At 66.9% G+C, this 12572-nt stretch carries 14 protein-coding genes; 8 read left to right on the top strand and 6 right to left on the bottom strand.

Features of this window, described 5'->3' with window-relative positions; all coding sequences use genetic code 11:
* The first annotated feature begins 6 nt into the window (after positions 1–6).
* Genes Q0982_RS17295 through Q0982_RS17280 form a run of 4 tightly spaced genes read left to right on the top strand, consistent with a single transcriptional unit; the run spans position 7 to position 4645 of the window.
* Positions 7–1143: an ABC transporter substrate-binding protein gene (locus tag Q0982_RS17295; RefSeq protein ID WP_299397560.1), complete on the top strand. Its 1137-nt coding sequence runs from the start codon at positions 7–9 to the stop codon at positions 1141–1143.
* 14 nt (positions 1144–1157) lie between these two features.
* A complete protein-coding gene (locus Q0982_RS17290) occupies positions 1158–2903 on the top strand; it encodes an iron ABC transporter permease (protein WP_322097053.1) in 1746 nt (581 codons plus the stop codon).
* Between the two features lie 18 nt (positions 2904–2921).
* The gene (locus Q0982_RS17285) at positions 2922–4037 is read left to right on the top strand and encodes an ABC transporter ATP-binding protein (protein WP_299397558.1); all 1116 of its coding nucleotides are present in this window, start codon (positions 2922–2924) and stop codon (positions 4035–4037) included.
* Positions 4037–4645: a histidine phosphatase family protein gene (locus Q0982_RS17280; protein WP_299397557.1), complete on the top strand. Its 609-nt coding sequence runs from the start codon at positions 4037–4039 to the stop codon at positions 4643–4645. Before Q0982_RS17285 ends, Q0982_RS17280 begins: the two co-directional genes overlap by 1 nt.
* Positions 4646–4681: 36 nt before the next feature.
* Here the strand turns inward: Q0982_RS17280 and Q0982_RS17275 are convergent, their stop codons facing one another.
* Complete coding sequence (locus Q0982_RS17275; RefSeq protein ID WP_322097055.1) at positions 4682–5755, bottom strand: 5-(carboxyamino)imidazole ribonucleotide synthase; 1074 nt, start codon at positions 5753–5755, stop codon at positions 4682–4684.
* Between the two features lie 80 nt (positions 5756–5835).
* Positions 5836–6348, bottom strand: a complete 513-nt coding sequence (purE, locus tag Q0982_RS17270; RefSeq protein WP_299397553.1) for a 5-(carboxyamino)imidazole ribonucleotide mutase — start codon at positions 6346–6348, stop codon at positions 5836–5838.
* Positions 6349–6684: 336 nt separating this feature from the next.
* On the opposite strand from purE, the gene Q0982_RS17265 reads away from it, so the two are divergent.
* Positions 6685–7419: a GGDEF domain-containing protein gene (locus tag Q0982_RS17265; RefSeq protein ID WP_299397552.1), complete on the top strand. Its 735-nt coding sequence runs from the start codon at positions 6685–6687 to the stop codon at positions 7417–7419.
* Positions 7420–7470: 51 nt separating this feature from the next.
* Here the strand turns inward: Q0982_RS17265 and Q0982_RS17260 are convergent, their stop codons facing one another.
* A complete protein-coding gene (locus Q0982_RS17260) occupies positions 7471–7677 on the bottom strand; it encodes a YdcH family protein (protein ID WP_299397550.1) in 207 nt (68 codons plus the stop codon).
* A gap of 207 nt (positions 7678–7884) precedes the next feature.
* Here Q0982_RS17260 and Q0982_RS17255 point away from each other — a divergent pair, with 207 nt between their 5' ends.
* Entirely contained in the window at positions 7885–9027 is a 1143-nt protein-coding gene (locus Q0982_RS17255; protein WP_299397548.1) for an ATP-dependent 6-phosphofructokinase, read from the top strand.
* Positions 9027–9560 carry a TIGR02444 family protein gene (locus Q0982_RS17250; RefSeq protein WP_299397547.1) on the top strand — a complete coding sequence of 178 codons (534 nt, stop codon included), beginning with the start codon at positions 9027–9029 and terminating at the stop codon, positions 9558–9560. The genes Q0982_RS17255 and Q0982_RS17250 overlap by 1 nt, the downstream gene beginning before the upstream one ends.
* Positions 9561–9565: 5 nt before the next feature.
* Here the strand turns inward: Q0982_RS17250 and Q0982_RS17245 are convergent, their stop codons facing one another.
* Together Q0982_RS17245 and Q0982_RS17240 are read right to left on the bottom strand one after the other, a co-directional pair.
* Positions 9566–9796, bottom strand: coding sequence for a hypothetical protein (locus Q0982_RS17245; protein WP_299397545.1), 231 nt, complete (start codon positions 9794–9796; stop codon positions 9566–9568).
* Positions 9797–9813: 17 nt separating this feature from the next.
* The gene (locus Q0982_RS17240; RefSeq protein ID WP_299397543.1) at positions 9814–10410 is read right to left on the bottom strand and encodes a UbiX family flavin prenyltransferase; all 597 of its coding nucleotides are present in this window, start codon (positions 10408–10410) and stop codon (positions 9814–9816) included.
* A 91-nt stretch (positions 10411–10501) separates the two neighbouring features.
* Between Q0982_RS17240 and Q0982_RS17235 the strand changes: the two genes are divergently transcribed.
* Complete coding sequence (locus Q0982_RS17235) at positions 10502–10672, top strand: YdcH family protein (protein ID WP_299397542.1); 171 nt, start codon at positions 10502–10504, stop codon at positions 10670–10672.
* 199 nt (positions 10673–10871) lie between these two features.
* Here Q0982_RS17235 and Q0982_RS17230 read toward each other — a convergent pair whose 3' ends face one another.
* Positions 10872–12503 (bottom strand): acyl-CoA synthetase, encoded by a 1632-nt coding sequence (locus Q0982_RS17230; protein ID WP_299397540.1) that lies wholly within the window; start codon positions 12501–12503, stop codon positions 10872–10874.
* Positions 12504–12572 lie beyond the last annotated feature (69 nt).

Here is a 12572-nt window from a genome sequence, read left to right as displayed (position 1 = left end):
GAGACCATGAAGAGTCTTTTGCAGTCAGTAGCAGTTGTTGCCTTGGGCGCGCTGGCCTTGCCCGCGCTGACTCTGTCGGCGCTGGCCGCCGATATGGACAAAAAGTCGCCGGAGGAACTCCTCGACGCCGCCAAGGCCGAGGGCCAGGTGGTGGTCTATTCCTTCACCAGCCGGATCAAGAAGGTCGAAGCGGCTTTTGAGGAGGCCTATCCGGAGATCGACCTTGTCGGTTACGACATTTCTTCCACCGAGCAGATCACGCGCCTGCAGGCGGAGCATCAGGCCGGCGTTGCCAATGCCGATGTCGTCTACATTTCCGATGCGCCGGTGGTTTTTGACAAGCTGCTGGGCGCCGGAATCATCGGTCCTTACGTGCCGCCGCGGGTGGCCGACCGCGTGCCGGCCGAGTTCAAGAATCCGCTCCTGGCCCAGCGCCTCTCCACCAAGGTGCTGATGTACAATGAGCAGAGCCATCCGGACGGCCCGCCGGTAAGCAACCTTTGGGAGCTGACCACCGCACCCTGGAAGGGCCGCGTGGTGATGGTCGACCCGCTGCAGCGCGGCGACTATCTGGACCTGATGACCGAGATCGTCCTGCAGTCCGACGCCATGGCTGCCGCCTATGAGGCACAGTTCGGCAAGACGATCGCGCTGGCCTCCGGCGTCAACAACGCCGGCGAGCAGTTCATCGCCGATCTCTTCGCCAACGACGTCATCCTGGTGGGCTCCACCGACGATGTGAATGCCGCGGTGGGCAAGCTGGGGCAGAGCAATCCGCCGATAGGATTCACCAGCTATTCGGACCGCCGCGACAACGCGGAGGAGGGCTGGGCCCTGCAGCTCGCCAATTCCGTCGAGCCGTCGCCGGGCATCGTCTTTCCGGCGGTTCTGGGCATCGCCGAGGGCGCCAAGAACCCGGCTGCCGCCCGCCTTGTCATCGACTTCCTCATGGGCGATGAATCGGAAACGGGCGGTGCCGGCTTCAAGCCGTTCTACGTGCCGGGCGACTACGCCACGCGGACCGATATCGTGCCGCATCCCGATGCCGTTCCGCTGTCGGAGTTTGCCGCGTGGCGCGTGAACCCGGAAAAGACCGCGACGATCCGCGCAGAGGTCGCCGATCTGGTTCTGACGCTGCAGTAGCCGGCAAGACCTCCGTGGCAGAGCTTGCCCTCGGTGCCTCGGGGCGGCGGTTTTTCGCCGCCCCGGGCCGCACCCTTTCGCTTTTTGTGCTGGCGGTGGTGGCGATTCTGATCGCCGCTCCGCTGCTGAAGATCACGCTCGTCACCCTGGCGCCGGAGACCCTTGGGGCCTGGCGTGACGTTCTCTCCAGCCGCCTCTCGCCGAACCTGTTCTACAAGCCGCTGACCAACACCATGATCATCGGCGCCGCGGTGGCCGGCGGCTGCGTGCTCATCGGCGGCTTCCTGGCCTGGCTGGTGGTGATGACCGACGTGCCCTTCCGGCGCAGCATCGCCGTCCTCTCGACCCTGCCGTTCATGATCCCCAGCTTCGCCGCCGCCATGGCCTGGAGCGTGCTGTTTCGCAACGAGCGCCTGGGCGGGCAGATCGGCTTTCTCCAGGGCCTCGGCCTCGACATTCCCGACTGGCTTGCCTGGGGCATGGTCCCTTCGCTCATTGTGCTGATCACGCACTACTATTCGCTGACCTTCACCGTGATCGCGGCGGCGCTGGCGACGGTCAACTCGGACCTTGTCGAGGCGGCGCAGATGGCCGGCGCCAAGCGGCGCAAGGTCTTCTTCGGCATCATCCTGCCCGTCACCCTGCCGGCGGTGATCGCCGGCGGTTCGCTCGCCTTTGCCGGCGGGGTTTCCAATTTTGCGGTCCCGGCGCTGCTCGGCCTGCCGGTGCGCATGCAGACGCTCTCGACCCGCATCTTCGGCATGATGGAGGTCGGCCAGACCGCGCGCGGCTATGTGATCGCCATCCTTCTGGTGCTGATCTCGGCCTTCTTTCTCTGGCTCGGCAACCGGCTGATCACCGGCCGGCGCTCCTATGCGACCATCACCGGCAAGGGCGGACGCGCCAAGCGCTTCGATCTCGGCGGACTGCGCTGGCCGCTCTGCGCCGCGGCGATCGGCATCTCCGTCTTTGCCACCATCGTGCCGATCTTCGTGCTCATCGCTTCCAGCTTCGCACCCTCCTCCTCGGCGCTGTTTTCGAACTGGACGCTGCACTACTGGATCGGCCAGTCGACGCCCTCCATCGCGCAGGGCCTGGCGGGCATCGCCTACAATCCCGACATCCTCTCGGCCCTGACCATTACCCTCGGTCTCGGCTTCACCGTGGCCGCCGTGGGGACGGTTCTGGGCCTGCTGGTGTCCTACAGTCTGGTGCGCGCCAAGCGCGGCGTGGTTCCCACCACCGTCAGCCAGCTCTGCTTCCTGCCGCTGTTCATTCCCGGCATCGCCTTCGGCGCCGCCTATATCGCCCTCTACGGCGCGCCGATCGGTCCGTTTCCCGCGCTCTATGGTACTTTTGCCCTGCTGGTCCTGGCGGCGACGGCCTTTCTGCTGCCCTTTGCGGTGCAGACCGGCCGGGCGGTGATCCAGCAGGTCAGCGGCGACCTTGAAGAGAGTGCACGCCTTACCGGCGCGGGCTTCCTGAGGCGTCTTTCCGCCATCACCATTCCGCTGTCGATCCGCGGGCTGAGCGCCGGCGCGCTCTTGGTCTTCGTGAAGATCGTGCGCGACCTTTCGCTGGTCGTGCTGTTGTTTACACCGACCATGCCGGTCCTCAGCGTGGTGGCCTACCGCTACGCCTCCGAGGGCTTTGCCCAGTTCGCCAACGCTGTCGCGGTGGTCATCCTGGGGATCTCGGTTGCAGTCTCCCTGCTGGCCAACAAGTTGCAGGCAAAGTCGCAACCCTGGCTGAAGAACTGAAGAAGCGATCTGAAGACCATGATCCGAATCTCCAATCTCGTGAAACACTTCGGCGACGTCGAGGCCGTGCGTGGCGTCAGTCTGGATGTCCCACAGGGGGCCTTTCTCGTGCTTGTCGGGCCCTCGGGCTGCGGCAAGTCCACCATGCTGCGCATGCTGGCCGGCCTGGAAACGCCCAGCGGCGGCACCATCGCCTTCGATGGGGCGCTGGTCTCCGACGGCGAGCGCCACTGGACCGTAGAGGCCGCCAAGCGCAACGCCGGGCTGGTGTTTCAGTCCTATGCGCTCTGGCCGCATATGACGGTCGCCGGCAACGTCGACTGGCCTTTGAAGGTCGCCAACTGGGGCACCGAGCAGCGCCGCGACCGTGTGCAGCAGGTTTTGGGCCTGCTGGCCATCGGCGATCTGGCCGAGCGCTTTCCGAACGAGATCTCCGGCGGCCAGCAGCAGCGTGTCGCCATTGCCCGCATGATCGCGCCGCAGCCGGGCATCCTGCTGTTCGACGAGCCGCTGTCGAACCTGGACGCCAAGCTGCGGGTGGAAATGCGCTCCGAGCTTCTGAAGATCCACAGGGCCACCGGCGCCACCTCGGTCTACGTGACCCACGATCAGGTCGAGGCGATGACCATGGCCAGCCACGTGGCCGTGATGAACCATGGTCTTGTCGAGCAGTTCGGCAGTCCGGAAACCCTGGTGGCGGAGCCTGCCACCGCCTTCGTCGCCACCTTCCTGGGCACGCCGCCCAACAACCTGATCGCCGTGGAGCCCGACGACGGCGGCGCGCGTTTCGCGGGCTGCAGGCTGCCCACGCGCAGGACGGTGGACCGGCCGGTGAGCTTCATGTACCGCGCCGAGGACCTGACGCTCGCGGAGGCGGCCAACGGCGAGACCCTGGCGCTTGAGTTTGCTGAGGCCAGCCCCATCGCCGGGCGCTACATGGTGACCGGGACCCTCGGCGAGACGCGCCTGACCGCGGTTGTCGACAGTCCGCCGCGGCTGTTGCCCGGCGATACCGTGCACTTCCGTGTTCCCGAGGAGCCGGCGGCGGTCTTCGCGCAAAGCGGGGAGCGCCTAGCAGAGGAGCACCCGGACGGCCGCCCCGAAGATCGCTCCGTTCGGGGGTGGGCACTGTGATGCGCCTTTTTCTCGTACGCCACGGTGAATCGGAATGGAACGCACAGCGCCTGCTGCAGGGCCAGGCCGATGTCGGTCTGTCAGAGCGCGGGCGCGATCAGGCGCGCGCGCTTTCCGCCACGGTCCAGCGCTTCCAGCCGGAAAGAGTGCTGGTCTCCGACCTTGCCCGCACCCGGGAGACGGCCGAGCTGTTGGGCTACGCCGAGCATGAGCCGGTCCCGGCGCTGCGGGAAATCAATGTCGGCCGCTGGACCGGGCAGAACATCGACGACCTGATGACCGAGAACGCTCAGGCCTTCCAGGGCTGGCGCAGCGGCATCTACACGCCGCCCGGCGGCGAAAGCTGGCAGACCTTCAAGCAGCGCACCAATGGTGTGGTCGCCGGGCTGCGCAGCGGCGCATTGGAGCGCGCGCTGATGGTCGCCCATGGCGGCGTCATCCGCGCCCTGCTGGAAGGTCTCCTGGGACTGAGCCCGGGGCGCGTCGTTCCGGTCAGCCCGGCGAGCCTGACGGTCCTGCGGCTCGGGCCGCTGAACGGCAGCGCCGAAGCGCGGCTGGAGGCTTTCAATTACAGACCGGATGCGCTTGCCTTCGATGCACCGGATTGACCCGCGCCCCACTGGCCCGCGCCCGGCTGACCTGGGCTAGCGGCGTATGAGGCGGGTGACGTGGCCCATCTTGCGGCCGGGCCGGGCAGAGGCCTTGCCGTAGAGGTGCAGCTTGCTGCCGGGGTCGCTCAGGATCTTCTGCCAGTCGTCGACGTCGTCGCCCAGCAGGTTCTTCATCACCGCGTCGCAGAGCCGTTCGGTGGCGCCCAAGGGCAGCCCGGCAACGGCCCGGATGAACTGTTCGAACTGCGAGGTGACGCAGGCATCCAGGCTCCAGTGGCCGGAGTTGTGCGGCCGCGGCGCCATCTCGTTGACCAGCACCTTGCCGTCGTGGGTGACGAACATCTCCACCGCCAGCAGCCCGACCAGACCCATTTCCTGGGCCAGGTGGCGGGCGATGGCCTCGGCCTTGTCCGACAGGTCCTGGCTCAGGTTGGCCGGCACGATGGTCTCGTCGAGGATGTGGTTGCGGTGGCGGTTCTCGACCGGGACGTAGGTGCGCATGGCACCATCGCCGCTGCGCGCCACGATGACGGAGATCTCCATGCGGAACTCCACCACCGCCTCGACGATCCCGACGGCCTCCGCGGCGTGGCCGCGCATGGCTGCCCAGGCGGCTGCCAGGTCGCTGTCGGCGTCTATGCGCACCTGGCCCTTGCCGTCGTAGCCCAACTCCGCCGATTTCAGGATGCAGGGCCGGCCGATGGCGGCGACGGCTTCCACAAGCCCGTCCGCGTCGTGCGCCGGACGGTAGTCGGCGGTGGGCACCGATACGCTGCGGCAGAAGTCCTTTTCGCGCAGCCGGTGCTGACAGATGGAGAGTACCTTGGCGCCGGGGCGCAAGGGCACCAGAGCCCCCAGCACCTCGACGGTGGAAAGCGGGATGTTTTCGAACTCGAAGGTCACGACATCGACGGCGCCGGCAAAGCGCTTCAGCGCCTCGACGTCGTCGTAGGCCGCCACCGTGGCGGCATCGCAGACCTGGTTTGCCGGTGCGTTGGCCTCCGGCCCGAAAGCGTGGCAGCGGTAACCCAGGCGCGCCGCAGCCAGGGCGGCCATGCGGCCGAGCTGTCCGCTGCCGAGTATGCCGATGCGGCTGCCGGGGGGCAGCGGCTGCGAGAGGTCGGGCTGCGGGGTCGTTGCGGCCTGTTCGGGCGCGGCGGGTTTCGCCAGGTCGGGGTCGTTCACGCTCACGTTTCGTCCACCGGCTCCTCTGCAACAGAGGCGGTCTGCCGGGCCCGCCAGTCGTCCAGTGCCTGGGCAAGACCGGCGTTGGAGAGCGCCAGCACGGCGGCGGCGAGGAGCGCCGCGTTGGTTGCCCCGGCCCGTCCGATGGCCAGCGTCCCCACCGGAACGCCGCCCGGCATCTGCACGATCGAGAGCAGGGAGTCCTTGCCGCTGAGGGCCCGGCTTTCGATCGGCACGCCGAAAACGGGCAGGGGGGTCATGGCTGCCGTCATCCCGGGCAGGTGGGCGGCTCCGCCGGCGCCGGCGATGATCACCTTGAGACCCCGGTCCCGCGCGCTGGCGGCATAGTCGTAGAGGCGCTTTGGCGTGCGGTGGGCGGAGACGATCCGGCACTCGTGGGCGATGCCGAGGTCGTCCAGCACCGCCGCCGCATGTTTCATGGTCGGCCAGTCCGACTGACTGCCCATAATGATCCCGACCTCCGCCGGGCCCCCGGCTCCCGAGCCCCCGTTCATTCTCTCGCCTGTCCCCCGTTTCCGTAAATCGGCCGCCAAGGGCCCGCCCAGAAATCGCTCAGAAACCGCCCAGAAACCGAGAGGGTCCGGCGGCGCGCCTGAGGAAGGCGGCATTATCTGGGCTCTCCGCCCGGGAGGCAAGCAATCGGCACCGGTCCGGAAAGCGCCCGTTTCCGGGCTTCCGCGGCGGAGAGTTTATGAACGAAGCGTTTACTATCAAGGGTTAAGCTTCGTGCTAGATTGGGTCGCCAGCAGCGCCGCAAGGGGCCTCAGCCGGTCCGGGAAGCCCGGGTCCGGCAGCAGGCTTGCGGACGGCGGATGGTATTGGAAGGTGGCATGAAGGTCCGTAACACAGGCGCTCCCGCCCCGGTTTCCGGCACTTCGGCCGTGCAGGCGAAGGCCGCCTACCGCAAGGCCGAATCGGGTGCCCGCGCGCCGGTATCGGCGCCGGAGGACGTGGCGAGCGTTATGGGCATTCCGGCGGCCGAGCTGACGCCCAAGGTGCGCCAGGCCCTTCAGCAGCTCATGGCCGAGGTCTACGAACTCCGCCAGGAACTGGAGGAAGCGCGCCAGCGCGTCGGCTACCTGGAGGAACTGGCCGACCAGGATACCCTGGCGCCGGTTCTCAACCGCCGCGCCTTCATCCGCGAACTGACCCGCATGTCCGCCTTCGCCGAACGCTACGGGGCGGCCGGCAGCGTGCTCTATTTCGATGTCAACGGCATGAAGCAGATCAACGACCGCCATGGTCACGGGGCGGGCGACGCCGCCCTGAGGCGGATCGCCGAGATCCTGTTGCGCAACGTCCGCGCGTCCGACGTCGTTGGGCGTCTGGGCGGCGACGAGTTCGGCGTCATCCTGGCCCAGTCCGACGTGGCGGCAGCCCAGGCCAAGGCGGAAAGCCTGGCGCAGGTGATCGCTGCCGCAGAGGTCGAGTGGAACGGCACGGCCCTGCCGCTGTCCGTGGCCGTCGGCGCCCATCCGCTGAGCGCCGAACAGCCGGTGGACGAGGCTCTGGATGCGGCGGACCGGGCGATGTATGCCAACAAGCGCGGCCGCAGCCAGGCTTAGCGCCGCTGCGTCCCGATCCCCGGGACCTTTCTCCGCGGTCCCTCTTTCCGATCAGGCAATGATGTCGGGTAGCAGGGCGTCTTCCAGCTTCAGGATCTGATCCTTCAGCGACAGCTTGCGCTTTTTCAGCCGCTGCATCTGCAGCTGGTCGAACGGCGGGTTCTCTGAGAGCTGGGTGATGATGTCGTCGAGATCGCGGTGCTCGGACTTGAGCTCCGCCAGCTTACGGCGCATTTGTTCGAAATCGGGTTGATCCATGGCGGTCTGAGGCAAGCGAGGGAGCCCCGAGTATAGCCTTTCGGGCCGCTTTGTGGGAGTCCCGGCAAACGGCCGGCACTGGCTGGATTCCGGCAGTCTGGGCGGCACAAGCTGCTATAGTCTTTCCTGGACGACAACCCCGGCACGACAACCCCGGCACGGCAACGCCCGGCATGGCCGAAGGGCAAGAGAGGATCGGACGCGGCAATGAGCAGGCAGAAGCGGATCGGAGTCCTGACCAGTGGCGGCGATTGCGCCGGCCTGAACGCGGTGCTGCGCGCGGTGGTCCACCGCGCGGTGGAAGGCTACGGCTGGCAGGTGGTGGGCATCCACAACGGGACCGCCGGGCTGCTGGCCCGGCCGGTGGATGCGGAGGTTCTGGATCTTGGCATCTTCGACGGCAACCTGCTGCGCCGCGGCGGGACCATTCTCGGCACCACCAACAAAGGCGATCCTTTCGACTTTCCGATGGCCGATGGCAGGCGTATCGACCGCTCCGAAGAGGTGATCGAGGGCTACCGCCAGCTCGATCTCGATGCCCTCATCGGCATCGGCGGCGACGGCAGTCAGGACATCCTGCGGCGCCTCGCCCAGCAGGGCGGCATCGATCTGATTACCCTGCCGAAGACCATCGACAACGACCTCGGCCATACGGAGGTCTCCATCGGCTATGCCACCGCCGTGAAGATTGCGACCGATGCCCTCGACCAGTTGCAGCCCACGGCGGCCAGCCACTCGCGGGTCATGGTGCTGGAGGTCATGGGCCGCGATGCCGGTCACATCGCCATCGGCGCCGGCATCGCCGGCGGCGCCGACGTCATCCTGATCCCCGAGATCGGCTACAGCCTGGAGGGCATCGCGCGCAAGATCGAAAGCCTGAAGGCGCGGGGCCGCAACTTCGCGCTGGTCGTGGTGGCCGAGGCGGTGAAGACCGAGACGGGTGATGCCGTCCGCCAGGTTCAGGGCGACGGCTCCTCCACCTACGGCGGTGTCGGCCAATACCTTGCCGCACGCATCGCCGAGGAAACGGGCTCGGAAACCCGCGTCACCGTGCTGGGGCATCTGCAGCGCGGCGGCCCGCCGACCGACCACGACCGCCTCATGGCCTCGGTCTTCGGGGTCTATGCAGTCGACCTGATTGCCGCCGGGCGTTTCGACCGCATGGTCGCCTGGAGCGGACGTCAGGTCGTCGACATTCCCATCACCGATGCCATTGCCGGCTACAAGGCCGTCGACATCGCAGGGCCGCTGGTGCGCACCGCACAGGGCCTCGGCATCTATCTCGGCGAGTTGCCGGAGGACAGCGAAGGCGCCAGGACCGGCAGGGTCGCGGAGAGCGTGGGGTCGTAATGGCGACGGCGCCGGAAAACCCCTTCTGGGAGTTTTCGCTCAACGCCTATGAGCGCAGCGGCGTCGCCGAATCCTGCATCACCCTTCAGGACCGCCACGGCCTGGATGTGAACCTGCTGCTCTTTGCCGCCTGGGCCGGGCGCTGCGGGCACAGCCTGAGTGCCGCCGAGCTGGCCTTGCTGCGCGCCTGCTCCTCGGACTGGCAGGCGGCGGTGGTGCGGCCCCTGCGCGGCGTGCGCCGCTGGCTGAAGGACCAAAAGCAGCTGCCCGGGTCCATGGGGGAGGGACTGCGCGAGCAGGTGAAGGGACTGGAACTGCAGAGCGAGATGCTGGAACAGCTCCTTCTCTACGAGGAACTGCCCATCGATGAGGCCGACCCAGACCCGCGCCTCGCCGCCGCCAACATGCGTCTCTATCTGGAGATCTATACGGCGGAGCCTGATGACGCCGACCTGGCGGACCTCGCCGTCGTGCTGCGCGGCGCCTGTCCGGAGGTCACGCCCCTGGAAGCGATCTGGTCGCTGGGTGCGTGACGCAGTCAGTCCTGGCTGAAGTACATGAGAAGGAGCGGTCCCCAGAACACCATGGCACCGACGAAGGTGATGCCGGCGGGGACGACGGGATGCAGAATCCACGGAAAGACGAAGATGGACCCGATGAAGGCGCAGGCAACGGCGAGCCCGTTGGCAAAGGGCCGCTCCTGCCGCTTGCGTCCCAGCCACCAGAAGAGTCGTTGATAGAACCCCCAGATAAGACTCAGAACATACATCGGTTGTGGCCTGCGCCTTAGCCGCGCAGCGGGCGCACCTTGCCGGAGTCCTCGCCCCAACGCCGTACCTTGCCGCTGTCGAGGCCGAAAAGGTCCAGCACCCGGCCGACCGTATGGTCCACCATCTCGTCGATGGTCTGCGGATTCGCATAGAAGCCGGGCACCGGCGGGGCGATCACCGCCCCCATCTCCGACAGCGCCAGCATGGAGCGCAGATGGCCGCTGTGCAGCGGCGTTTCCCGCAGCATCAGCACCAGCCGGCGGCGTTCCTTCAGAACCACATCGGCGGCCCGGGTCAGCAGGTTCGAGGTGACGCCGGAGGCGATCTCCGACATCGAGCGCACCGAACAGGGCGCCACCACCATGCCCAGGGTCTGGAAGGAGCCGCTGGAAACGGCCGCGCCCAGGTCGCCCACAGGATAGGCCACATCGGCCAGGGCGGTGACCTCGGCCACCTTCAGATCGGTCTCGTAGGCGATGGTCAGCTCGGCGGCCTTGGACAGCACCAGATGGCTCTCCACCGGCAGGTCGCGCAGGGTTTCCAGCATGCGGATGCCGTAGCGCACGCCGCTTGCACCGGAGATCCCGACTATCAACCTTGAGGTGTTGTGCATAACCTATCTAACCCTTTGGGTTGCCGAGATTTGCTTAATTACAAAAATGCGACTACTCTGGTGGGGTATCTAAGGCTCATTGGAGGTCCGAATGACAGCGGATGAGCGTATTTCCTCGTTGCTCAGCAAACATGCGGCCATCGATCATGCAATTGAGGAAGAGAACCAGAGGCCGCACCCCGACGATCTGCGCATAATCGAACTTAAACGCGAGAAGCTCCGGATCAAGGACGAAATCGCAGGTCATAACAGCCACGCTTAGCGAGACTCCCACACAAAGCCTCAGTCCAAGGCGCTGACAAACGGCAGCCAGGCAGGCATGTGCCAGAGGGGGCAACCCCCCGGGAGCAAGAAGCAGCAATCGCTGGCGCGACGGAAGACAAGCAGGCAAATCGGGACGAACCGCGTCCCCCGCCCTCCTGTGTGAGGACCGGGGGGCGCGGTTTTCTCATTGGGGGGACCTACAGCGCTTTGGCCTGTTCGCGCAGCACGAACTTCTGGATCTTGCCGGTGGAGGTTTTGGGCAGGGGGCCGAAGACCACTGTCTTCGGTGCCTTGAACCGGGCCAGGTTGTCGCGGCAGAAGGCGATGATCTCGGCCTCGTCTGCCGCCGCGCCCGGCTTCAGCTCGACGAAGGCGCAAGGGGTCTCGCCCCATTTGTCGTCGGGCCGCGCCACCACTGCGGCCCCGGCGACGGCGGGGTGGCGGTAGAGCGTGTTCTCGATCTCGATGGAGGAGATGTTCTCGCCGCCGGAGATGATGATGTCCTTGGAACGGTCCTTCAGCTCGATGTAGCCGTCCGGGTGCCAGACCGCCAGGTCGCCGGTGTGGAACCAGCCGCCGTCGAAAGCCGCCTCGGTGGCGCCGGGGTTTTTCAGATAGCCTTTCATGACGATGTTGCCGCGCATGAAGACTTCGCCCAGGGTCTCTCCGTCGCGCGGCACCGGTGCCAGCGTTTCGGCGTCGGCCACCATCAGGCCGTCCAGTACCGGATAGTTGACGCCCTGGCGCGCTTTCAGCGCGGCCTGCCGTTCGATGTCGAGGCCGTCCCAGTCCGCATGCCAGACACAGACCACCGCGGGGCCGTAGACCTCCGTCAGGCCGTAGACATGGGTGACCTCGATGCCCTCGTCGGTCATGGCGGCCAGCACAGTCGCGGGCGGCGGTGCCGCGGCGGTCATGAATTTCACCTGCTGGTCGAAGGGGCGCTTTTCCTCCTCCGTCGCGTTCAGCATCATCTGCATGACGATGGGCGCGCCGCAGAGATGGGTGACGCCGTGCTCGGCGATGGCCGCATAGATCGCATCGGCGCGCACCTGGCGCAGGCAGACGTGGGTCCCCCCCAGCGCGGTGATCGTCCAGGGAAAGCACCAGCCGTTGCAGTGAAACATCGGCAGGGTCCAGAGATAGACCGGGTGCGCGCCCATGCTCCAGACCTGGATGTTGCCCAGCGCGTTCAGATAGGCGCCGCGGTGGTGATAGACCACGCCCTTGGGGTTGCCGGTGGTGCCGGAGGTGTAGAGCAGGGAGAGCGAGTCCCACTCGTCGTCGGGCAGCCGCCAGGGAAAGTCCGCATCGCCCGAGGCGAGGAAGCTCTCGTAGTCGGTCTCGCCGATGAGCTCGCCGCCCTCGCCTGAAGGGTCGTCGATGTCGATCACCAGGATGTCGCGCTCCACCTGGGCCAGGGCTGTCTTGATGGTGGGCGAGAACTCGCGGTCGGTGATCAGCACCTTGGCTTCGCCGTGGTTGAGGATGAAGGCGATGGTGGCGGCGTCCAGGCGCACGTTGAGGGCGTTCAGCACAGCGCCGGCGGCAGCGATGCCGAAGTGCGCCTCCAGCGCCGGCGGCGTGTTGGGCGCCATCACGGCAACGCAGTCGCCCGCGCCGATGCCGCGTTTGGTCAGCGCCGAGGCGAGCCGGCGGCAGCGTTCGTAAACCTGCGCCCAGGTATAGCGCTGGTCGCCGTGGATGACGGCGGTGCGGCCGGGATAGACCGCCGCGGCGCGCGGCAGGAAGCTCAGCGGCGAAAGCGACTCGTAATTGGACGGACCTCTGGCGAGGCCCTCCTCGAAGGGATTGGTGCGGCTGTCCATCTCTTGAACTCTGTCCCAGACGCCGCGTTGACCGCAGCTTCTCGTTTGTTGTGCAAGAAGAGGTAACGG

Source organism: Pelagibius sp. (assembly GCF_028281305.1).
Taxonomy (GTDB): Bacteria; Pseudomonadota; Alphaproteobacteria; order Kiloniellales; family Kiloniellaceae; genus Pelagibius.
This window is presented reverse-complemented; position numbering and strand designations above follow the sequence as displayed.

Excerpts from the sequence above, each read along its gene's own strand:
- Q0982_RS17295 (WP_299397560.1), top strand. The coding sequence starts at position 7 with ATGAAGAGTCTTTTGCAGTCAGTAGCAGTTGTTGCCTTGGGCGCGCTG.
- Q0982_RS17285 (WP_299397558.1), top strand. The coding sequence starts at position 2,922 with ATGATCCGAATCTCCAATCTCGTGAAACACTTCGGCGACGTCGAGGCC.
- Q0982_RS17280 (WP_299397557.1), top strand. The coding sequence starts at position 4,037 with ATGCGCCTTTTTCTCGTACGCCACGGTGAATCGGAATGGAACGCACAG.
- purE (WP_299397553.1), bottom strand. The coding sequence starts at position 6,348 with ATGAACGGGGGCTCGGGAGCCGGGGGCCCGGCGGAGGTCGGGATCATT.
- Q0982_RS17265 (WP_299397552.1), top strand. The coding sequence starts at position 6,685 with ATGAAGGTCCGTAACACAGGCGCTCCCGCCCCGGTTTCCGGCACTTCG.
- Q0982_RS17260 (WP_299397550.1), bottom strand. The coding sequence starts at position 7,677 with ATGGATCAACCCGATTTCGAACAAATGCGCCGTAAGCTGGCGGAGCTC.
- Q0982_RS17255 (WP_299397548.1), top strand. The coding sequence starts at position 7,885 with ATGAGCAGGCAGAAGCGGATCGGAGTCCTGACCAGTGGCGGCGATTGC.
- Q0982_RS17250 (WP_299397547.1), top strand. The coding sequence starts at position 9,027 with ATGGCGACGGCGCCGGAAAACCCCTTCTGGGAGTTTTCGCTCAACGCC.
- Q0982_RS17245 (WP_299397545.1), bottom strand. The coding sequence starts at position 9,796 with ATGTATGTTCTGAGTCTTATCTGGGGGTTCTATCAACGACTCTTCTGG.
- Q0982_RS17240 (WP_299397543.1), bottom strand. The coding sequence starts at position 10,410 with ATGCACAACACCTCAAGGTTGATAGTCGGGATCTCCGGTGCAAGCGGC.
- Q0982_RS17235 (WP_299397542.1), top strand. The coding sequence starts at position 10,502 with ATGACAGCGGATGAGCGTATTTCCTCGTTGCTCAGCAAACATGCGGCC.
- Q0982_RS17230 (WP_299397540.1), bottom strand. The coding sequence starts at position 12,503 with ATGGACAGCCGCACCAATCCCTTCGAGGAGGGCCTCGCCAGAGGTCCG.